At 67.2% G+C, this 21785-nt stretch carries 16 protein-coding genes and 2 pseudogenes; 9 read left to right on the top strand and 9 right to left on the bottom strand.

Features of this window, described 5'->3' with window-relative positions:
* The first annotated feature begins 8 nt into the window (after positions 1-8).
* The 5 genes from ASE15_RS03390 (at position 9) to ASE15_RS20700 (ending at position 4457) form a co-directional block, all read left to right on the top strand.
* The gene (locus tag ASE15_RS03390) at positions 9-464 is read left to right on the top strand and encodes an RpiB/LacA/LacB family sugar-phosphate isomerase (protein ID WP_056761258.1); all 456 of its coding nucleotides are present in this window, start codon (positions 9-11) and stop codon (positions 462-464) included.
* A 32-nt stretch (positions 465-496) separates the two neighbouring features.
* The gene (locus ASE15_RS03385) at positions 497-1843 is read left to right on the top strand and encodes an MFS transporter (protein WP_235534109.1); all 1347 of its coding nucleotides are present in this window, start codon (positions 497-499) and stop codon (positions 1841-1843) included.
* 1233 nt (positions 1844-3076) lie between these two features.
* Positions 3077-3511 (top strand): DUF6573 family protein, encoded by a 435-nt coding sequence (locus tag ASE15_RS03375; RefSeq protein WP_082618151.1) that lies wholly within the window; start codon positions 3077-3079, stop codon positions 3509-3511.
* A 175-nt stretch (positions 3512-3686) separates the two neighbouring features.
* Positions 3687-3929, top strand: coding sequence for a hypothetical protein (locus ASE15_RS20705; protein WP_056761253.1), 243 nt, complete (start codon positions 3687-3689; stop codon positions 3927-3929).
* A 177-nt stretch (positions 3930-4106) separates the two neighbouring features.
* Positions 4107-4457, top strand: coding sequence for a hypothetical protein (locus ASE15_RS20700; protein ID WP_056761250.1), 351 nt, complete (start codon positions 4107-4109; stop codon positions 4455-4457).
* A 292-nt stretch (positions 4458-4749) separates the two neighbouring features.
* Here ASE15_RS20700 and ASE15_RS03360 read toward each other — a convergent pair.
* From ASE15_RS03360 to ASE15_RS03340, 5 genes and pseudogenes are all read right to left on the bottom strand, one after another.
* A pseudogene (locus ASE15_RS03360) lies at positions 4750-5886 on the bottom strand (MFS transporter); the annotation flags it as partial.
* 71 nt (positions 5887-5957) lie between these two features.
* Positions 5958-6728, bottom strand: a complete 771-nt coding sequence (locus ASE15_RS03355) for a hypothetical protein (protein ID WP_157277114.1) — start codon at positions 6726-6728, stop codon at positions 5958-5960.
* 425 nt (positions 6729-7153) lie between these two features.
* On the bottom strand, positions 7154-7492 hold the full coding sequence (locus ASE15_RS03350) for a hypothetical protein (RefSeq protein WP_157277113.1): 339 nt from the start codon (positions 7490-7492) through the stop codon (positions 7154-7156).
* Between the two features lie 1328 nt (positions 7493-8820).
* On the bottom strand, positions 8821-9669 hold the full coding sequence (locus ASE15_RS03345; RefSeq protein ID WP_056761237.1) for a cytochrome b/b6 domain-containing protein: 849 nt from the start codon (positions 9667-9669) through the stop codon (positions 8821-8823).
* 543 nt (positions 9670-10212) lie between these two features.
* Positions 10213-10911, bottom strand: a pseudogene (locus ASE15_RS03340) (electron transfer flavoprotein subunit alpha/FixB family protein); the annotation flags it as partial.
* 505 nt (positions 10912-11416) lie between these two features.
* Between ASE15_RS03340 and ASE15_RS03335 the strand changes: the two are divergent.
* The gene (locus ASE15_RS03335) at positions 11417-11758 is read left to right on the top strand and encodes a hypothetical protein (RefSeq protein WP_056761235.1); all 342 of its coding nucleotides are present in this window, start codon (positions 11417-11419) and stop codon (positions 11756-11758) included.
* Between the two features lie 1223 nt (positions 11759-12981).
* Here ASE15_RS03335 and ASE15_RS20695 read toward each other — a convergent pair.
* From ASE15_RS20695 to ASE15_RS03315, 4 genes are all read right to left on the bottom strand, one after another.
* Positions 12982-13128 (bottom strand): hypothetical protein, encoded by a 147-nt coding sequence (locus ASE15_RS20695; protein WP_157277112.1) that lies wholly within the window; start codon positions 13126-13128, stop codon positions 12982-12984.
* A gap of 1023 nt (positions 13129-14151) precedes the next feature.
* Positions 14152-14472: a hypothetical protein gene (locus tag ASE15_RS03330; protein WP_056761232.1), complete on the bottom strand. Its 321-nt coding sequence runs from the start codon at positions 14470-14472 to the stop codon at positions 14152-14154.
* Entirely contained in the window at positions 14469-14672 is a 204-nt protein-coding gene (locus ASE15_RS03325) for a BldC family transcriptional regulator (protein ID WP_056761230.1), read from the bottom strand. The genes ASE15_RS03330 and ASE15_RS03325 overlap by 4 nt, the downstream gene beginning before the upstream one ends.
* Positions 14673-15924: 1252 nt before the next feature.
* A complete protein-coding gene (locus tag ASE15_RS03315; RefSeq protein WP_056761224.1) occupies positions 15925-16983 on the bottom strand; it encodes a YhcG family protein in 1059 nt (352 codons plus the stop codon).
* Between the two features lie 607 nt (positions 16984-17590).
* Between ASE15_RS03315 and gadC the strand changes: the two genes are divergently transcribed.
* The 3 genes from gadC to ASE15_RS03300 all read left to right on the top strand — a co-directional run bounded on the left by gadC (position 17591) and on the right by ASE15_RS03300 (position 21586).
* Entirely contained in the window at positions 17591-19159 is a 1569-nt protein-coding gene (gene gadC / locus ASE15_RS03310; RefSeq protein WP_056761219.1) for a putative glutamine/gamma-aminobutyrate antiporter GadC, read from the top strand.
* An 11-nt stretch (positions 19160-19170) separates the two neighbouring features.
* The gene (glsA, locus tag ASE15_RS03305) at positions 19171-20115 is read left to right on the top strand and encodes a glutaminase A (protein ID WP_056761216.1); all 945 of its coding nucleotides are present in this window, start codon (positions 19171-19173) and stop codon (positions 20113-20115) included.
* A gap of 70 nt (positions 20116-20185) precedes the next feature.
* Entirely contained in the window at positions 20186-21586 is a 1401-nt protein-coding gene (locus tag ASE15_RS03300; protein ID WP_056761213.1) for a glutamate decarboxylase, read from the top strand.
* Positions 21587-21785 lie beyond the last annotated feature (199 nt).

Here is a 21785-nt window from a genome sequence, read left to right as displayed (position 1 = left end):
AGCACCCCATGAGAGTCGCACTTGGTGCCGACCACGCCGGATTCCCACTGAAGGACACCGTCCATCAGGCCATCGTGGAACTCGGTCACACCGTCCTTGACCGTGGGACCCACAGCACGGAACCGGTCGATTTCCCGGACATCACGCAAGCCACGTGTGCCCCAGTCCTAGAGGGGACCGCCGACCGCGCCATCCTCGTGTGTGGCACTGGCGCCGGGGCGATCATGGCCGCCAACAAGATCCCAGGGATTCGCTGCGGCCTGGCCCACGAGCCCTACTCCGCCCACCAAGCCGTCGAACACGATGACGCGAACGCCATCGCGATGGGCGCGTGGCTGGTACCCCACGCGCTGGTGCGCGACATCGTCCGCGAGTTCCTAGAGGCCATTTTCGACGACGACGAGGACACCCGCCGCCGCGTCGCCAAGCTCAACGCCCTTGACGACCTCACCCCCCGCGCATAACGCACTCCATTCGCCGATCAAAGGAGATCCCGGTGTCCACCCCCACCGCACCACCCAACACTCTCGTCATGCGGTCGCCACTCGGTTCCCCAGACCGTGTCAAGACCGCCATCGCTGCGGCGGTCGGAACGAGCGTCGAGAACTACGACTTCATCGCCTACGGAACAGCTTCAGCGTTGTACTTCGGAGCCGTGTTCTTCCCCGATAGCGACCCGTTCGTGGGGACACTGCTGTCCTTCGCAACGCTCGCCGTCGGGTTCGTCATGCGCCCCTTCGGCGGTGCGGTCGGTGGCTATCTCGGCGACCGGTACGGCCGCAAGCCCGTCCTAGTGGCGGCCATGATCGTCATGGGCGGAGCCACCTTCGCCATCGGACTCCTACCCACCTACGCCACAGCCGGGGTGCTCGCCCCGATCCTCCTCGTCGCGATCCGCATGATTCAAGGCCTCGCCTTTGGCGCCGAGTGGGGCGGAGCGATCACGATGGCATACGAGCACGCCCCATGGCACCGACGCGGCATGTTCTCCGCCATCCCCCAGTCCGGCAATCCGCTTGGCATCGCCTTGGCCAGTGGCATGTTCGCGCTCAGCGCAGGCTTGCCCGGCGACTGGAAATGGCGCACCCCCTTCCTCCTCAGCGCCATTCTCGTCATCGTCGCCCTGATCGTCCGCTCCCGACTCTCGGAGTCCCCGGAGTTCAAAGAAGCCCAAGCCCAGGGCAAGACCGAGAAGAACCCCTTCGTCGCGACACTACGCAACGACTGGCGAGGCATCTTGCGGGTCATCGCTCTGCGGATCGTGGAGTCCTTCGCCTACTACTCCACAGCGACGTACCTGCTCAACTACATCAGCGGACGAGACCCCGCGCTGCGCCCCGTCGCCCTTGGTGCCATCACCGCAGCGAGCATCACCGCGATCGCCGTAACCTTCCTCGCGGGAACCCTCACCGACCGCATCGGCCGACGGCCGATCTACATCGGCGGCTGCATCGCCGCCATCCTCTTCGCCTTCCCGATGTACCTCATGGCCAATGACGGCAGGCCCGCACTCGCCGTGGCAGTGTTCATCATCGGGATCGGCCTGATCCACGCATCACTCACCGGAACCCAAGGCGCGCTCCTTACCGAGCAGTTCCGCACCGCCACCCGCACGTCAGGAGCCTCGCTCGGCTACCAGATCGCGGCCGCCTTGGGCGGCTTCGCCCCGCTACTCGCCGCCGCACTCGTCGGGGCGTTCGGCTGGCCAGGGGCCTCCCTGCTCTACATGACCGCAGCGATCATCGGCCTGATCGGGATCCTCCTCACCCGCGAGACATTCGGCCGTGCCGAGCGTGAACGCGTCAACTCCCTCGTAGAGCAAGCACGCCAGAACTTGAACTGACCAATCCGCCCCTGGTGCCGGTCGCCACCCTCGCAAGGACAGCGACCGGCACCACAGGAACCGGCGCGGGCCACCGCGCGCCCTCGAACCCGGGCGGCACCAGGGCGCCCGGGGTGAGGGGTTGGCGTGGCCCCATGCCCCGAAGCGTACGACGAAACACCCCTAAGATCGAACGCGTGTTCGAAACGGTGGTGTAGTGGATGCCGATGCGTTGGCCCTAGCCCGCGCGGTCCTGCGCACCGCCGAAGCCAAAGCCGGCGTCACAGAGACCGCTGCCCCGATCGGCGTCGACCAGCCCGACCAGCCCCGACCGCTCGCCACCCTGTTGCCGCAGGGGAGGCTGCCGCGCGGGGCGCTGACCTCGATCCGCGAATCGAACACGCTCCTGCTCGCCCTGCTCGCAACCGACCACAGGGCGGGGGGGGGGGGACCGCGATCGTCGGTGCCCCTGAGCTGGGCATGCTCGCCGCCGCCCAAGCCGGGCTCGAGCTCGAACGCCTCGTGCTCATCCCGACCCCGACCCCGCGGCCGCCGAGGTTCTGGCCGCGTTGGTCGACGGGTTCGACCAGGTCCTGCTCGGACCCGCCGCCCGCCTGGCCCCGGCCGACCGGCGCCGCATCATCGCCCGCGCCCGTGAACGCGACGTCGCCCTCATCGACCCACACAGCACCCAGAACACGGTCCTGACCCTTGAGGTTCAGGCGTGGGCTGCGTTGAGCTTGCCCGACCCGATCGCCTGCGCCTCGTCGGCTAGGAGACCAGTGGGCCGGCCTCGGGGCGATGCGGACCAAGAGCGCCCTGCTATGGGGAGAGACCGCGCACGGGCGCGGTCATGACGCGAGCTGACCGGGTGAAAGACCGTAGGGCGACATCGGCCGGGTGTCCGGGCCGTTGGCCCGGTGCTTGCGGCCGGTGGCCGCAACCAGATCGGCGGCCGCAAGCGGCCCCTGTTGCCGCGCTGCGCGCGGGGTTCTTCTTCCCCTCCTGGCTCTCCATCATCACCCGCGCACCCCGTTGCTCAACCCGCTCGACTTCGTCGCCGTCCCGAGGCCGAAACTCGTTGCCCTGCGGTCGCTGCGCTCCCTGAGCTCGGGCAACGAGCCCCGCCCTCGGGCCGGACCGCGGGTTGCGCCCCGGGGGCCCCGCGCGGGTGCTGATTACGGAGCCAGGAGGGGGCGAAAAAAGGTCCGGGACCACCCGGTGACCCACCTCCTGCGCGGAAGGGAACCACCCATGAGTGCCATCGAGGTGCCGATGAGTCTGGCCGAGGTTGTGGAGTTCTTCGGCGGGCAGGTCATCCACGTCTACACCCGCGCCCAGGCCATCACGGACGGTGTGCTGGTCGACATCACCACCACCGCGCGCGAGGCCGGGTTCACCTGGCCGGTGGCGATCACTGCCGCCGCTCACGCCCGCACCATCGCCTGGGACCAGACCAACGGCGCCATGCAAGACACCGAAGGCCGGGCGTGGGACGTGGCCAGGATGGCCGTCCTGGCCGCCCGCACCACCGGGCCGGGTGAGTGCACAGCGGACTTCGGGGTGTTCGTCGTGCCGAACACCCCCGGCGGGGCGGCCGAGGCCGCCCTGGTGCCGCTCACGTTGCACGTGGGCGCGGGAGAGGACGGCGAACCCGTCCTGACCATCACCTTGCGCGGCGAGGACTAGACAGGAGGAAAGCGCCTGGTGGCCCGCGGTGTTCGTGGGCCACCAGGCCGCGCCACCCATCGGGCGGCATCCGGGGCCGGCTACCCCCCGAGGGCACCGGCCCCGACCCAAGAACCTACGCGCCCGCACCGATCCAACCTGGGGCCGCTCACCTATCGAACGTCAGGAGACCACCATGACCACCCCTCTCACCCAGTCGTCTGAGGGCTTGACCGGGTGGTTGGTTGAGGTCGATGAACACCTGGCCCGCCAGGGGGCTTTCACGCGCGCGGACCTGCCCGGTGCGCCCTGGCGCGAGTGGTTCACCGAGGGCATGAGCCCAGCCCGGGCCGTTGCCGAGGCCCTGGTCACTCGTGACCCTGATCTGGTCTGGGCGTTGGCCTTGATCCTCAACCCGCCACCCAGGCCCGGTCACTAGAGCGCAAAAGGGGTGCCGGTGGCCGCCCTCCAAGGAAAAGCCACCGGCACCCGCCCGTCCCAGCGTCCAACTGAGAGGACTTCCAGTATGAACACCGACCACCAGCCCACCCGCCCAGGACACACCACCACCCCCGCACCCGAACCCCCGGCCCACCCCAAGAACAGGAACCCACCCATGACCACCACGCAGACCACTACCCAGACCACTCAGCCCACTGCCGAGACCACGCAGAGCGCCCGGCCCGTGGCGGGTGACCTGGCCCACGCCCTGGCCGCCGACCTGCAGGCGGCCGGCGTGCCCGGTAGACCGCGTGCGACCACGACCGGTGGCACCAACCACGCCGTGGTCCTGACCAGGCCCGGGGGCGGGGACTGGGTCGTCGTCGGGGTCGAGGCTTGGCCCACTGGCCCGGTCTACTACGCCACTGGGTACGCGGCCGATGATCCCGCCCGCGCGGTGGCCCACCACGAGACCAGCAGTCATGCCGAGGCTCTGGCGGTCGTGCTCGACCTGCTCACCGCATGAACCCACGGGCCGCCCGTGGGCCTGAATGGCCAGAGGTGGATCGGTCTCGCTCCGGTGGGCTGGCCAGACCTGAACTATGGCCCACCTGGTGGGCCCACGTCGTGAACCGCGTTGGCCCGTCCTGGGCCAGGGTGAACCATCTCGTGAATGCGTGACCGTGGCTGGTGATGTACTGCTCCAGGGAGCGGCTCCTCGTGTCCAGGCGGCGGTCACGCCCCCGGGTGACGCGTGGGCGGGAGTCCACTCGATGCCGAGCGCTTCGAGTTCGCCGCGCTGTTCTTGAGAGAGACGGTTAGGGCTGCGGGTGGGCGACGTCCTGTTCGGCGGGTGTGGGCTCGTCGTCGGCCCGTGATCTTGGTACCCGACGTGCGACCGCAACGATCAGGAGGCACAGGAGCGCGACGCCTCCCAGTACTGCTGCGGCGGACGCGGCGCCCTCGCCGCTGGCCACGGCCCGGCCTACCAGCGCGGCGGCGGTCGTGGTTGTCACGGCGGTAGCGATCGCTTCGACGAGAATCGCGGCAGCCCCTGCGCGCGGAACCGAGATGCCGTCAGCTGCCACGGGCACGTCCACGATCTGGTTGAGCGTGTCCAGATACACAAGGCCCATCCCGATGCCCGCGATGGTCCAGCCGAGCAGCACCATCTGCACATCGAGCGTGAGTGTCGCCGTGAGCAGCGGGGTCGTGACAACGACAAGGCCGAGCGCGATGAGCACCGCCCCCCACGTGGTCCGTCGCACGTACGGCCCGGGGGCACGAGCCGGCCAGCGGCTCACCGCGAAACCGGTGACTGCCCATCCCAGACCGCCGCCTGCCAGGACGAGGGCCACTTGCGTTGCGCTCCCGTCCAGGACGTCGTGGACGACGATCGCGATGATGCTCGACGCACCGAAGTACGCAGCAGTAAGCACTCCCATGGTGGCGATGGCTGCGGGCCGCCCAGGGGCTGCGCGCAACGTTCCCCTCGGGAGCAGACGGCGTGCAGCCAGTGCCGCCGTGATGGCTCCCGCAATCCCCAGCACCCCTGCCAGCGCCACCGGGACCGCCGGGAGGCCGACCACGGAAAGAAGGCCGACGCCCCCGGCAAGGATGAGCGCGGCACCGATCATTAGCCGCTCGCGCTGCTCGTTCGACTGCATAGTGCCTCGAAGCTGTCGCGAGATCACTATGCGCGCCACCACGAGCAGCGGCAGGTAGAGCACGAGCGCCCAGCGCCAGCTCAGAACCGAGGTGATCCAGCCTGCGTACACCGGCCCTACCAACGACGTCACGAGCCACATGGCGTTGTACCCAGCGAGAACCGCCCGACGCCACGCCTGGGGCAAGACGGTCACGATGGCCGCCAGAGAGACTGTCGCAAGCGCCCCGCTCGCGAGCCCTGACGCTGCGCGACCGACAAGGAACACACTAATCGACGGCGCCAACGCGCTCGCCGCGCCTCCCGCGACGCTGACAGCCCTTCCCTACGATCCGAAAACTCAACAGGTCAACCTGCAGGTCAGCACTCCCACGTATTGCCCTTCGTGTCACCGCAAAGGTCGCTGCCGAAACCGTGCTCCTCGGTGATCCAGCCACCGCCCCCGCTGGTCCCGCCGCCCCCGCTGGTGTTGGGGTTGGTGGTGCCACCCCCGGTGTTGGGCTTGGGCGCGGTCCCGCCGCCGCCGGTCTTGGCCCCGCTGCTGGTGTTGGGCTTCGCCGACCCCGAACCGTTGCCCTTGGCGCTGCCACCGCCGGTCTTGGCGCCCCCGCTGTTGGTCTTGGGCGTGGTGGGGGTCTTCTGCTGGGCCTGCTGCTGCTGCGCGGCAGCGGCTGCGGCGGCTGCGGCGTCTTGGTCGGCCTGCCAGGCGCCCTGGGCGTCGGTCACGGCCTGGGTGGCGGCGTCCAAGGTGGCCTGGTGGCCGGTCAGCGTCGCCGTCGCGTCGTGGACGGTGTCCACGTTCGTCCGGTCGACCGGGGTGTCGCGGGCGGTGGCGGCGGCGGTGATCTCCTCGGTGAGGGCCTGGACGGTCTCGTGGTCCAGGCCTACCTCCTGCGCGCCGGTCAGGGTGGTGGTGGCGGTCTCGAGCGAGGTGTTCAGCTGCGCGGTCGCCTCGTCGTAGACCGCTAGGGCGTACTCGAGCTGCCACGCCGCCTGGGCTTCACGCACCACGGTGGTGGCCGCCGTCAGGTCGTCGGTGACCTGATCGATCGTGGCGGCACTGTGCCCCACTGCCACCAGTGCCTGGCGGGTGTCTTCGAACGTGTCGCCCGTATCGACCCGCAAGATCACCGACGCCCTCGTGTCCTGTGCGGTGGTGATCGCCTGCGCGAGGGTCGTGCGCAGGTCCTCGTCGGCGACCTGGCCGGCGGAGTCCGTGTGGGTCTTGTCTGCCAGGACCAGGACCGCGTCTAACCGTGCGGCCGCACCTGTGTTTGCGTCCAAGGCGTCCTGGACAGCTGGTGGGAGGTGTTGGCCTTGGCCCAGGCCACCCCACCCACACTGGCTCCCACCAGGGCGAGGGTCAGGGCCGAGGCGATGACCGCCCGGCGCTGGTAGCCACGCACAGCCTTGGTGTAGGCTGCGCGCCCGGTAACCGGCTCAGACCCCCGGCCGGGATCGGGAGCCTGCGAAGTGGGGGGCGTAGGGGTCTGGGGTGTGGTGGCCATGAGTGCTCTCCTTAGGTGGTTGGTGCCGTGTTGTGACGGCCGGTCGGTTCAGTCGTTGTGGGTCAGGGCGGCGAGGGTGAGGTCGTCGGCGTAGGTCTGGGGGTTGGTGCCGTGGTCGTAGGCCTCGCGCCATCCGGCTCCCCCCAGGGCGTGGTGGGTGGTGGCGAGGTTGCGGGTCAGGCGGTCGTCGATGATCGCGAGCCACAGCGCGAATGCGGGATCTCCGCCCGCGAACTGCTGGAGGTACTGGTTGGGGTAGCCGGGCACGCGTCGGCGCATGCGCCGCTCCGCGCGCACCCGCACGTGCTCATCCATTAGCGCGGGATGCACCAGCGCGGCCACGGTCCGCTCAGCGACGAGCTCGACGACGCCTGGCAGGGACTCCAAGCCCTCCAGCAGTGCTTGCAACGTCTCCGGCGAAGGCGCTGGCGGTGTCAGGGTCGTGGCCCTGTGGGTCGTGCGTGTCATGTCTGCTCCCGGGGTACGGGTAGGCCAAAGGGAACCGTGCGGCCTAAAGAAGGAGGGGGTGTGGGCTGGCGGCGGGGTGACGGCTGTGTCGCCCCGGCCGTGCCGGGTGTGGTGCGGGCCAGGTGAATCACTCCTGGCCCGCACCGTGGGCCCTTCGCGCGCAAGAGGTGACTTGCGGGGGGCAGTCAGCCAGCGAGACGCACCTCACGTACGGCTGACCCGGGGGTCCGGGGGAACCACCCTCAGTAACATATTACATATCACCAGGGGTGGTGGCACCCGCTACTCCCGTGATTCACCCGGCCGCCTGCGCGCCAGCCGTGGCCGAGGGGGCGGGTGCGGGGTGGCAGGCTTGGCGAGCAGCGTCTCCTGGCTCTGACCATACTTGCCACCAGAGACGACCTGACCGGCCTCGTTACGGGTCACCTCGATGAACCCCAGATCCACGGTGACCTTGTCCGGGGTGTGGCTTGGCGGACTCGATCTCACCCACGACCGTGGTCACCGCACCTATGCGACACTGGCATTGCGGGCCACGTTCAAAGACCTACCCACCCCACTCGCTCAAGGCCGGGCTGCTCGCGTCCTGGTACCTGCACACCAGCGGTCACAACCTGCCCCGCGCACCACCGCACGCCTGGCCACCCACGTCCTGGAACACCACACCCACCACGCCCCCGACATCTGGACCACCATCCACGACCGGGCACGGGCCAGGCCCGGCTGCCCGTCGACCAGAGCACGGTGCGCGTTGCAGAACGTTGAGCAACCGTCCGCACTGCAGGCCGAGTGCCTGCTGCGATCCGAGCAGCCCGGGTAGGGATCCGAGCAGCCCGGGTAGGGCCCCACGTACCTGTTGTCCTACGACGCCGGCGACGGTCAGGTCATGTTCACCACTGCAGACGGCTACCACCCCGGGGGCGTTCCTCAGCGCAGTTGAAGCCCTCGAGGACCACGGATCCTTCCGGCTCATCCACCACGCCCCCCACTACGCGATGCTGGACACGGCCGCGTAGACAACGATCTGTGGGACGAGCAGTGACGGCCCATGTCGCCGTCAACACCGTTCGGACGGCAGAGCATCCCGCAGAAGTCACCCGACCCACTCCCGCTCACTCAATAGCAGCGGTGCCCATCGCCTCGAGTTCACGCGGTATGCCGTTGATGGTCAGGCGCAACTGGCGGGTGACCGGCTGCGCGGCCGCCCGAGGCCGCCGTTCGCCACCTGACCCGACCCGCCGGTCGGGTCAGCGTGCGCTGACCCGACCGCAGAGGGACGCGATCGGTGCGATAACGAGGGGCCGCGCTGCGATGACCGCCCCGGTGGTGACCAGAAGCCCTGCGGCGAACCAGGCGAAGCCTGCCCAGCTCACCGTGTCCGACGTCGCGAACATGTGGTTGAGATTGCGCAGCGCGCCGGTCGTGAACACAAGGAACACGTGCACGATGACGAACAGCACGAAGAACAGCATCGTCGGGAAGTGGACTGCCCGTGCCACCGGCGCCGGATAGACCCTGTTCAGCCACTTCGCATCCTTGGGCCACCACTCGCTCATTCGCACTCCGGTGACCGCGGCCAGTGGGGCGGCGACGAACACCACGACGAAGTACATGAGCTGCTGGAGGCTGTTGTAGTACACCCAGCCTTGCTCGTCTGGCCAGTCCAGCGTGAGGTACTGCAACCCGGCGGAGAGCGCGTTCGGGATCACCTCCCACGACGTGGGCACGATCCTCATCCACTGCCCGGTGGCGAACAGCAGTACCACGAAGACGGCCCCGTTGAGTAGCCACAGCAGGTCGATGCTCGTATGCAGCCAGAGGTTGATGCTGACCTTCATGCCGCCCTTGCGGGGCGCCCAGTAGGCGGGCGGCTGCTTCTGCCGCCGCACCTGGAGGCCCGTGCGCACGATGAGAACCAGGAAGAAGAAGTTGAGGTAGTGCGACCAGTTCAGCCAGACGGGGAACCCCACGGGCGCGGACTCGGGCGGCGGATACGCGCCGGGGTGGCGCACCAGGAACCCGGGCACGCCCGGCAGGGTGGTCACGCCGCGCGCGGCCAGAACGACGATGCCTGCGGCGCCGACGATCCCGAGCATGGCGAGCACTCCCCGCCGCACCCAAGCGCCGATTGTTTGCCCGCGCACGACGCGCGGCTCACAGCGGGGCTTGCGTGCTGGGGCCGGGCTGGTGCGCACGGGTTCGGTGGCGGCGGCTGCTGGAGGGTCGACCGTGGGTGTGGCAGTCGGGTGCGGTGCGGGTGCTTTGGTCACGGGGGCGGAAGCCGTGCGCTGCACTGGGGCCGTGGCCACGAGGGGCCAGAGTTCACCGCCGACGATGCGCGGCAGGCCACGACGGAGCGCGGTCTCCACGGTCGCGGTACTCGGAGCGGCTCTCTCGACTGGTACCGCCGGTCCCGCCGGTCTCCCCGGTGATGGGGCAACGGCCAGGGTGGGCAGCGCCGCAGGAAGGGGCGCGACCACCGCCGGTGCGGTCGCTGCGGCGTCCACGGTGACAGTCGTGGCCATGCCCCCGCTCCCGGAGGAGTCGGCTGTCACTGCCCCTGCGACGGCGGGCCAGCACGGCCCGCCCGGTCGGCGGGGCAGGCCCTGGCGGATGCCCTGCGGAGGCGTCACCACGTGCTACGCCTCCGTCTTCTTGATCTCCGCGATGAGCTGCGGCACCACGGTGAACAGGTCGCCCACGACACCGAAGTCGGCGATCTCGAAGATGGGGGCGTCCTCGTCCTTGTTGATCGCCACGATCGTCTTCGCGGTCTGCATCCCTGCGAGGTGCTGTATTGCCCCCGAGATGCCGAGGGCGATGTAGAGCTCCGGCGAGACCTGTACGCCCGTCTGTCCCACCTGGAACGACTGGGGCACGAACCCGGCGTCGACTGCTGCGCGAGAAGCGCCGACCGCGGCGCCGAGGGAGTCGGCGAGCTGCTCGACGAGCGCGAACTGCTCCTTCGAGGCAAGGCCCCGACCGCCCGAGACGACCTTCGCGGCCCCGCGCAGTTCGGGCCGCTCACCGCTCTTCTCAGTGGGCTCGACCGCACCGACCGCGGCTGTGGGCCGGCCGCTCGCGGTGGTATCGAGCAGGACCACGTTCGCGGGTTGCGCCACGACGCGCGCCTCGACTGCGCCCTGCCGCACCGTGATGACGGGCGCGCCGTGCGTTACGGCCGAGGTCACCGTGTAGGCCCCGCCGTAGGCGGAGTTACGCGCAATCACCCCTAGGTCGTCGCGACCCACGCCGATCGCGTCGACGATCAGCCCTGCGCGTGTCCGGGCAGCGAACCGGGCTGCTACCTCCCGGCCCTCGACAGAGTCAGACACGAGGTTGCGTGCGACCGCGCGCACTACAACCTGATCCTCGCCAGGCTTTCAGGGGCGTGAGCAGGGCCTTGGTCACCGACTGAAACGACGATCAGCGTGGCCCCTCAGCTCTGCTGCGACGCGTGCGGATTCTTGACGCGGATTCTCTCATGCGACCCCGCCCTGGCTCAGAGGGCCGGGGCAGCCGGTACGGCCGTTGACCAACGCCCATGGCCCCTCAGCAGCGATCTTGAAGAGCGCGATGATTTTGGCCTAGGGGCGTGCATTCATCTGTCAGGCTGAAGGTATGGGAGATTACAGATGGCGTGAGCGGCCCAGACGCAATGTCCGACGACCAGGCGGACTCGCGCACGAAGCCACTACTCCCGCGCGCCCGGTCGGCCAGCCCCGAGCCCAACTTACGTCCCCACCAGTGCCCCAACTCTCGATCGACGCAGCGGTTGCAATCGTCGCCGCCACGGCTAGGGGTACTAAAATCCTGCGTGTAATGGCGGTAGCTAACACACCGATGACCGCTCACCAGATTCGCGCCCAGATTGAGGATGGTCGCGCCCGGACCCGGTTCTACGCGCTGCTCGACGACCTCCTTGAGGTCGGCGTCATCTTCACCATTGGAACCCACACCGACCAGCGCCTTTACTCTCCCCATCTAGCCCTTGCCCAGTCCGCCCTCACCATCTACCGCAGCGCCCTAGGAATTTCACCGTCTCCGGGTGCAGACCCGAAACCTATCCACCAGGACATTCGACTCCGTGCCTTGCCCACTGAAAAGCAGCCCGAGCGCCACGCCCCGGTCGACACGGCCGGCCAGGCCGAAATCCTGGAGGATACCCAGCCCCGCGACGCCTGAACCACCCTGCCGCACCCTCAGGGCCCAATTGCTACGCGCGCATCGAACTCACAGCAGCCGACGCACGGCTACACGTGCTCTCAGCATCGATGGCACGCGACCGCGCCTCGTCGGACGAAGCCAGTGGTGCTGCCAGAACTACCTGTTCGGCAGCACCACGCCGGCCCCGCGTTAAAGGCCAAGGCAAGCCTCTTAAGACACGGGCTGTGGGGCCAGCTCATCGAATCGCTGCAGTGTCGGGCTGCGGCCCTCTGGCAGGTACGGGGTCTCGCCCCGGGGGAGCGAGGATTCTGGCCCCGGGGCGAGACTCTTGCCGCGAACTGGTGGTCGGCGGCGCCCCGCAGTAGGGCTACTTAGTCTGCCAGGGCACGCTCGCAGCCCTGGCACGAGTGGTTCGCTGCCAGCGTGGGCCAGGCCGAGTCGTCGCCGAGGCCTGGGTCACCCAAGACCAAATCTCGCTTGGGTGCTAATCAGCGACGCAAGCGCGCCGGACGAGCACAAGGGTGCCGGTGGTCGCCCTCCAGGGATTAACCACCGGCACCTGCCCACCCCAGCACCTATCTGAGAGGACACTCCTAGTATGAGCACACACGCGTCGGAGCCTGGGCCAAAATCGGCCGCCGCAGCGACTCGCCCTCACTCCATGGATCCCACACCGCAGCCCGGCCTACAACGACGTCACGACATCCATTCCGTCTTCCACGACCGCAGATCATCCATCCCGCGGCGCGTTGACCGGTTGTGAAGGACTCGCTGGACCCGCTCGAGCTCAGTTGATGATCGCAGCATGGTTGGACCGTCGCGGGAATTCCTAACACAGGAGACAGTTGGTGTCCGATACTACGGACTGGTGGCAAGTGCCAGCGGCACTGATGCCCTTGCCCGGAATCGACACGCCGAACTATCGGATAAGAGCCGCTACTATGAATAGTCAGATCAACTCGTGTCCGCCCCGGGCGGGCAAGGTCCCGTCGGCCCTCGTGGGGCGCACGGCGAACGGACGAACAGCTCGCTCCCTGATCTTGTACGGGCTATGAGGAGTGGGTAAGGTCGTCGACCTCGAGGCCACCCAGGATGATCGTGAGGCTGACGTCGTTCGCCGCCGTTTCACCTGAAAGCTCCTCATATCGGCGCGGTCCCTGAAGTCTCGCCGAGAGGTTATCTCCGAGAAGCTGCAAGCCGCCCTCGGGACGGTCTCGGCCTTCTCGATCAAGGCTGGGCCATCAGGAGTCGATCTCGGTGTGCAGGTCACCCAGGGGCGAGGTGACACCGGAGACCTCTCCTTCGACCTCGAGGAACTCGTAGAAGACCTCGCACCAGCACTCCGAGAAGCCAAGATCGGGTTCGCCGTGTTCGTCGACGAGGGCCACACATCCCTTGCCGACGCACAAGCAGCCTCCGTCTACGACACCGCTGCCCTCGACGACTGTTTCTTGCGTTCGCGTTGGGAGCGGGCGACCTCTTCGAAGAAGCAGAGCGCCGATCGGTGTCCAAGCTCGTTCAGGGCACATGAAGAAGGGCTGATCTACGCGCCAGAATGGGCAAGGTTGCCTTTTCTGTGCCCCACATGGCCAGTTACATCAGCCGTCAATACGCCGCGGACCCCACAGACGACTGAGTCGCAACGGCCGTAGCGAGCTCACGAGAGCAAAGTCGAATTTCCTCACGGGTAACGCTGGGATTCCTGACCCAGATGGCCTGGTGCCAGTGCAGCGTCTGGTTCTGCTCTGACGGCCTCGGCATCAGGCGTGGGGAGGATTCAATAGGCTCGTCAGCACGCCGGTCGCCCCGTGATCCTCCTCGGCGACTGCTGGTCCTTGGTCGAGGATGAGGCGCCTTCCGGTGAGTAGACCGGCCATTGGGCCAGTCGGGCCAGGACAAGAGCCTGGGATGTGTCGACGAGCAGGATGGGATCATGTGCCATGAGGAGCGAGCCGCGACCGCCGGCCGGCGGCAAGGGCCTGCCGCTTGGTGAGATCGAGGCCTCTACTGGATTACTCAAGCGACCCTGCATGGCCACCTGCGCATCCTGGAAGACCTGGGGTTCGTCACCGGGGACGTCCCGCGCGACCGACCGGCGTCGAGGGCGTTCGGTGCGATACAGCTTGTGCCGTGAGCAGTTCGCCGAGCACCTGGCCATCTGGCTCACCTGGACGCTTGGGGCCGATGCTTCCGCACACCGCGCACACGAACCCATCATGGTCACGGCGCCACGAGGAGCTCACCGAACCAAAGCACATGAGCAACCACGGTCGGGACCCGGGCTTCTAATCGCCTGTAGCTTCAGGTTGATTGCGCCCCTTGTCGTTCCCTAAGTCTTCCCATCAGTGCCCAACGGCGCCTCGACCAGTTCGATCGTCGCGGAACCCACCTCATCCAGTGACTGACAGGCTTCAGAAGTGGGCGGGAGAGACGTCGTGTTGCGTGCGGTCGAGAGCGGCACGGTAAACGGCCAGTCGTTCGATCTGGAGCTCAGTAAACATCGGAGCGGCGTCGACGTCATCCGCATGCCCGGTGTAGAGGAGGAGGGTCAGGATCTCGTCTTGGGTGTCATCGAGCTCGGCCAGACGAGTATGGTCAGCAGTGTTCAGCCGCGACCAGGCATCGGCGAACGTAGGCGCGCTCAGTGTCTCAGGATCACCTGCGCGGGCTCTCCGTGGCAGGCCGGCCTTGGTCGCATGACGTGCCGAGTTACTCGCCTCCCGCGCGGTCACGAGCCACCTTCCTGGGTCGCGAAACCGTTCCGGACAAGCGCTTCGATCTCATGGCGGTAGTAGCGGCGATGCCCGCCCATAGTGCGGATCGTGGAGAGTTTGCCGGCCACGGCCCAACGATGGACGGTCCTTGGGCCGACGCGGAAGATCCGGGCGACCTCGGCAGTGGTCAAAAGGGTTGAATGAGGTAAGTAGTCCATCGTGTCCTCAACTCACTGGCGAGGTTGGCGCTCGCCCTCGGCGTGGTAGGGGTCATTTGACGTGTTGGATGGGGGCTCGTGGTAGAGCCCGTCTACCGAGAGGCCGTGGCAGCGCCTGGTGGGGGACCCGGTCTGTCCGAGAGCCTGGCGTCCCTCGTTGCGGCGATTGCCGCCGCCATCAAGGTTGCGCTACTGATGCGTTGTCTGATCCGGTCCTCCTTGCTGAACGCCGCCCCACTCAGCGCGATGTAACATGTAACATGTTACATGTTACATCGAACATGACTTGCCTTGGCTGTCGGCGTGGGCTGCGACGCCAACAGAGGCGCCACCCCGTCAAGCACGGTTCGGGACATCAGGCCCTCGCTCTTCGCATGGGTGATCGATCGGCTGCGACTCACGGACCTGCTCGACTTTGTCCAGGTGACGCGCGCCCCTGACAGGTCGCCAGGTCAGCTTGTAGTGCTAGGCGGTGACTTTGCACGCTGTGGCCGCCGGGTGGCGACGGGGCGCAGGATCCTCGAGGAGAAGGGCTTCGATGCACATTTTCGCTTTCGATATGAGGGCAACTGTGCCTGTGCTGGCTGCTGAGTTCTCGGGTTGTGAGGATGGTCGAGGATTATGACGACTTTTGGGCTTGAGGGTGATGTCGGTTCGGCTGGTCGTGGAGCTGGGTGCACTCCCGCGGACATGGGTAGTTCCTCATGTCTAGAGTGCGCGCCTCACGTAGGGGGTGGGTATGGACGTGGGGTGTCGGTGGAACTTGCCACCCCACCGGCTCCCCGTCGCCCCCACCGAACGGATGTGCGAACCGCGGTAGCCAACTACACTTCTCGGCTGCACCAGTCCTATGGCACTTCGAGCACAGGGCTCGGCCTTGGCGTGCGGCACGTGGTCGCCGTGATCGATCGGTGCCTTGCGGCGACTCCTCAGTGGGAGGGGGTGCGCTTGGTCGAGCAACTTAGCCAGATATGTGAGGAGTGTTTCACTTTGGTCGACGAGTCTTGCCCGGGGGAGGAGTTCAACACGGGCGTGGCTCTAGCTGCGAGTGACTTGTACATCGCCCTGAACACCTGGCCTTCGCCCTACTTTTGTGGTGAAGTCTTGGACGCGCCGCTCGACGCTCGCACGGCCGTGCGCCTCGGTGGCGCGCAATGACCTGAGGCTCGATGCGGACGCACCTAGTCCTTATGTCGCATATATGACATAAGGTCCATTATCGGCGCCTCGAAGTGGGGTTCCGGCCGGCGGGCTACGATCGGTGGTCGAGCTCATCTTCGATGACGGCTTCGAGCTCGGCCGCCGTCGGGAGCACGCGGCGGGTTTCGGCCGGCAGGCCTTGGTAGTCGGCCACGGCGACAGGTGCGCTGGTGCTCGCCAGTGCGTACTTGACGATCGGGCCCGACTTGCCCGTGCAGAGCAGGATCCCGATCGTCGGGGCATGGATCTCCGGTCGGCGGAGCTGGTCATCGATGATCGCGATGTACGTTCCTAGCTGGCCCAGGTGGCCGGGCTCGAACGAACCGATCTTGAGCTCGACCACGACGTAGCGCAGCTGCTCGACATGGAAGAACAGCAGGTCGACGTAGAAGTCATCCACGCGGTCCGAGGCGTCATCGGGCACGCTCAGGCGGACCTGTCGGCCGACGAAGGCCATGCCGCGCCCGAGCTCGAGCATCGTGTCCTGCAACCTGTCCATGAGTGCCTGCTCGACGTCGCGCTCCGCGACCCGCTCGACCAGGGCCAGGTGCTCGAACACGTACGGGTCCTTGACCAGCTGCTGCGCGAGCTCGGAGTCCGGCGCCTCGAGCGCGTGCGCGAAGTTCGTCGGCGCAGCACCGAGCGCCGAGCGCAGACCGGCCTTGATCTGGTGCTCCAGCACAGCACGTGACCAGCCATCCTGAGCCGCGCGTGCCGCATACCAGTCGCGTTCCTCGCGTGACTGGAGCCGCTCCAGTAGGACCACGACATGCCCCCAGGGCAATCGGCCAACAGGCTGTTGGCCGAACTCCTCGAGCGTTGGCCAAACCTCCGCGATGCGACGCATGTTCTTCAGATTCGACGGCGACCAACCCCGCTGATCCGGGAACTCGCGCCTTAGATCCGCTGCCAGGCGGTCGATGACCTTGCTCCCCCACCCCGCGACCTGCTGACGATCGAGAATCTCGTGCCCCACCGACCAGTACAGCCGGAGGACCTCAGAGTTCACCGCCCGCGCAGCCCGGACACGGGTCGCACGCACCCGCGCCTTCAGGTCAGCGAGTAGCGCGGCGTAGCCAACAGGCTCGAGGTCAAGTCCCGATGACGTCATGAGGACATCCTGCCCGAAGCCGCCTCGCCCTCAGCATCGACGAGGGCGTCCGAACCTCGACGTCCGTGTCGGAGCCGGGGCAAGATCCGTCTATCGTGGTGATGGGACCCCTGACTCGCCCAAGATGCTGGCGTGAGATCAGGGGTCTCATCGTCGTCTGTGGCGAAAACCCGGGGTTCCGCGACGTCGCAGAACCTTCTTTCGCGACGCCTGACAAACGGTCGGTTTTGCGACGTAGAGCTCGGATGGACGCTCCACCAGCGACGAAGCACGGCGGAGCGTCTCCTGACTGCCGCCACCTCGACGCGTGCAATGCCGCAAAGTGCCGATATGGCCTCTTCCTCGCAGGTCTGAGGAAGGGGACTTACCACTCAGAAAGACTTGTCGGCGTCGCAGGCATTCACAAGTACGGCTTTCCCCGCGACGTCTGGACTCACCTCTGGCATCCTCGAACTCACCGTTCCAGACGCCTGTGTTCCTGGCAGGCACCGGGACCGCTGCTCCTCGGTGGGCCCTCATGCAAACCTCGGCACCGAAGCACGGAGGCTGTTCAATGGCGGCAAGCAATGGCAGTGACCCAGGGCGATCGTCCTCTCTCGACCCACACGTGAACGGCAGGACGCAGAATCAGGCGAACAACGCCGGGAAGATCACCATCTTTGGGCTGGCGATCCTCAACATCGTGGCGGTCGTGAGCCTGCGCGGTCTGCCAGCGGAGGCGGAGTATGGGCTCAGTTCGATCTTCTACTACGTTTTCGCGGCGGTGTTCTTCCTTGTCCCCGTCTCGCTGGTGGCTGCGGAGCTCGCGACGGGCTGGCCGGAGAAGGGCGGTGTGTTCCGCTGGGTCGGCGAGGCCTTCGGCGGGCGGTGGGCGCTGCTCGCGATGTTCATGCTGTTCCTGGAGGTGACCATCTGGTTCCCTACGGCGTTGACTTTCGGTGCGGTGTCCCTCGCGTACACGGGACCCGACAAGAGCTTCGACGCGCAGCTCTCGGGGAACAAGGTCTTCGTGCTCGTCGTCGTGCTTGCGGTCTACTGGCTTGCGACGGCCATTGCCTTACGCGGCGTGCAGTCCTTCACGCGCATCGCGAAGTGGGGCGGCATCATCGGCACGATCATTCCAGCGGTGATTCTGATCGTCCTGGGCTTCGCTTACCTCATCTCGGGGGAGAAGTCCCAGATCGATCTGGCCTGGGGGGATGTCCTGCCGGACTTCTCGAAGTTCGGGAACGTGGTTCTGGCGGCGAGCATCTTCCTGTTCTACGCCGGCATGGAGATGAACGCGATCCACGTCAAGGACGTCAAGAACCCGACCAGGAACTACCCGATCGCAGTCATGATCGCGGCCCTCGGGACCGTCATCATCTTCGTACTCGGCACCCTCGCGATCGCGTTCGTCGTCCCGCACGCCGACATCAACCTGACGCAGAGCCTGCTTACCGCGTACAACGACATGTTCGCGTGGGCCGGGATCCCCTGGGCCGCGCCGATCATGGCGGTGGCGCTTGCCATCGGCGTCTTCGCGGGGATCGTGACGTGGGTCGGTGGTCCGTCCTCGGGACTGTTGGTCGTCGCGAAGGCCGGGTACCTCCCGCGGTTCTTCCAGAAGACCAACAAGAACGGAATGGCGACCCACATCCTGCTCATCCAGGCCTTTGCCGTCACCATGCTCTCCGTGCTGTTCGTCGTCCTGCCGTCGGTCCAGGCCGCCTACCAAATCCTCAGCCAGCTCACCGTGATCCTGTACCTGATCATGTACATGCTGATGTTCGCCGCGGCGATCTACCTGAGATTCAGCCAGCCTGCACGCCCCCGGCCCTACCGGCTGCCCGGAGGAACCACCGGGATGTGGATCATCGGTGGGGCGGGCTTCATCGGATCGCTTCTGGCGTTCGTGTTCAGTTTCATCCCACCGGACCAGATCTCTGTCGGCAGCCCCGCGCTGTACGTCAGCATCTTGGTCGTCCTCGCCATCATCTTCGTCGGCATCCCCTTCCTGGTCTACCGCGCGCGCAAGCCGCACTGGCGAGACCCTGACAGCGACTTCGCGCCGTTCACGTGGCAGGCCGAAGGGGGGCACCCCGGCATCCCGTCGACCTCGTCGACCCCGACGAGCAACGCCGTGACGCAGGCCCCCCCGGACCGCCCGGCTGACGCCCCGAAGCAACCCATCTAAGGCGGTCTGTGATGACTCTAGAAATAGGTCGAATCTCCGATGCCGTCCAGTCAGCCCACCGTGACAACGAGCACCTGGCGGGCGGGACGAACGCGAGCTACATCCCGTTTCTCGCGTCGGTCGACCCGAGCCTATTCGGCATCGCGGTCGTGACCGTGGACGGCCAGGTGGTCGAGGCGGGAGACACGGGGTTCGAGTTTGCGATCGAGTCCATCTCGAAGGTCTTCACGATGGGACTCGCGATGGAACACGTGGGCGCGGACGCGTTCCACGCGAAGGTCGGTGCCGACCCGACGGGCCTGCCCTTCAACTCGGTCATGGCGCTCGAGCTGCACAATGACCTGCCCATGTCGCCGCTCGTCAATGCGGGTGCCATGTCCTCGACGAGCCTGGTCCCCGCAGTCGGCGCCGAGGATCGGTGGCGCAAGATCCTGGCGATCCAGAGCGCGTTCGCGGGCCGCGAGATCGTCCTGAGCGACGAGGTCAACGCTTCCGAGCAGAGCACCAACTTCCACAACCGCGCCATCGCCTGGCTGCTCTACGGGGGCGGCGCCATGTACTCGGACCCCATGGAGGCATGCGACGTCTACACCCGGCAGTGCTCGACCCTCATCACGGCCAAGGACCTCGCGGTCATGGGTGCGACGCTGGCCGCGGGCGGCATCAACCCGCTCACGAAGGAGCGCGTCGTAGCGGCGGCCACCGTCCCGCACATGCTCGCCGAGATGACCATGGAGGGCCTCTACACGGCGTCGGGGGACTGGGCGTACACCGTCGGGCTGCCGGGCAAGAGCGGAGTGGGAGGTGGCCTGATCGCGGTCGCCCCCGGGCAGCTCGCGATCGCGGCCTTCTCACCGCCGCTCGACCCAGCAGGCAACAGCGTTCGCGGGCAGGCCGCCGTGGCTCAGGTCGCGAACGCGCTCGGACTGGGGCTCTACCGCACCCCCGGGGCCTAGTGCCCCGACCGTAAGCAGGCCCGACGTCCCCGACGGCGGGCCGAGGACCGTTCGACGAAGAGGAGAGACCATGTCTGGATCCAACCGAGGCGCCGAGTCCGAGGAGCGCGACGTCGTCGCGGTCAACCCGCTCTTCGCCCGTCCGGGAGAAGCGACCGAGCTGCCCCGCAACGTGCTCCCTGCGGGGGAGTCCCTCCCGGAGACCGCGTACCAGATCGTCCACGACGAGGCGATGCTCGACGGCAACGCCCGCCTCAACCTCGCGACGTTCGTCGGGACGTGGATGGACCCGTACGCGCAGCGGCTGTACGAGGAGACCGCCGACAAGAACATGATCGACAAGGACGAGTACCCGGCGACGGCCGCGATCGAGACGCGCTGCTGGAAGATGCTGGGCGCCCTGTGGAACGCCCCGGACCCGGAGAACACGATCGGGACGTCGACCATCGGCTCCTCGGAGGCCGCGATGCTCGGCGGGCTCGCGCTCAAGCGGCGCTGGCAGCACGCGCGCCGCGCGGCCGGGAAGCCCACGGACCGGCCCAACCTGGTCCTGTCGAGCGCGGTGCAGGTGTGCTGGGAGAAGTTCTGCAACTACTGGGACGTCGAGGCGCGCTACGTCCCCATCTCGCTCGAGCACAAGGTGCTCGACGGGTTCGAGCTCGAGAAGTACGTGGACGAGAACACGATCGGCGTCGTGGCGATCCTCGGGGTCACGTACACCGGCATGTACGAGCCCGTCACGGAGATCGCCGCCGCCCTGGACCGCATCCAGGCCTCGACGGGGCTCGACGTCCCCATCCACGTGGACGGGGCCTCGGGGGCCATGATCGCCCCGTTCATCCAGCCCGAGCTCGAGTGGGACTTCCGCATCCCGCGGGTCGCGTCGATCAACACGTCGGGACACAAGTACGGGCTCGTCTACCCCGGGCTCGGGTGGGTCGTGTGGCGGGACGTCGCCTCGCTGCCCGAGGACCTGGTCTTCCGCGTCAGCTACCTGGGTGGCGACATGCCCACGTTCGCCCTCAACTTCTCGCGGCCGGGAGCACAGGTGCTGCTCCAGTACTACCTGTTCCTGCGACTCGGGTTCGACGGCTACCGCAAGGTGCAGCAGGCCTCCCAGGACGTCGCCCTCTACCTCTCAGGCGAGATCGCGAAGATGCCGCAGTTCGACCTGTGGAACGACGGGAGCGACATCCCCGTCTTCGCGTGGAGCATCGCGCAGGGGCACGGCAAGCACTGGAACCTCTACCACCTCTCGGACCGCCTGCGGCTCAAGGGCTGGCTGGTCCCCGCGTACCCGATGCCCGCGGACCTCGAGACCCTGACGGTCCAGCGCATCGTGGTGCGCAACGGGCTCAGCATGGACCTCGCGCACAGCCTGATCGACGACCTGCGCACCGAGGTCGACTACCTCGAGGCGCTCTCGGGACCCATGCCCGTCGAGGGACAGCACCCGGGCTTCCACCACTAGCGGATAGTCAACTGAAGCTACCAGCTCCCTTAAGCGCTGCCACCACCGAATCCGGGCAGGATCGACTGCCCAGGCATCGACTCCACGGCCAAACACCGACCCTGTTGCACCTAAGAGCCTGACGAGGCCCCTGACTCGCCCCAAGATACTGGTGCGTGATCAGGGGTCTCGTCTCGCCTAGTGGGCCAGTGCCTCCCAA

Source organism: Oerskovia sp. Root22 (genome assembly GCF_001429135.1).
GTDB lineage: Bacteria > Actinomycetota > Actinomycetes > Actinomycetales > Cellulomonadaceae > Oerskovia > Oerskovia enterophila.
Note: the sequence above shows the minus strand (reverse complement) of the source record. Positions and strands in the feature narration are given on the sequence as shown.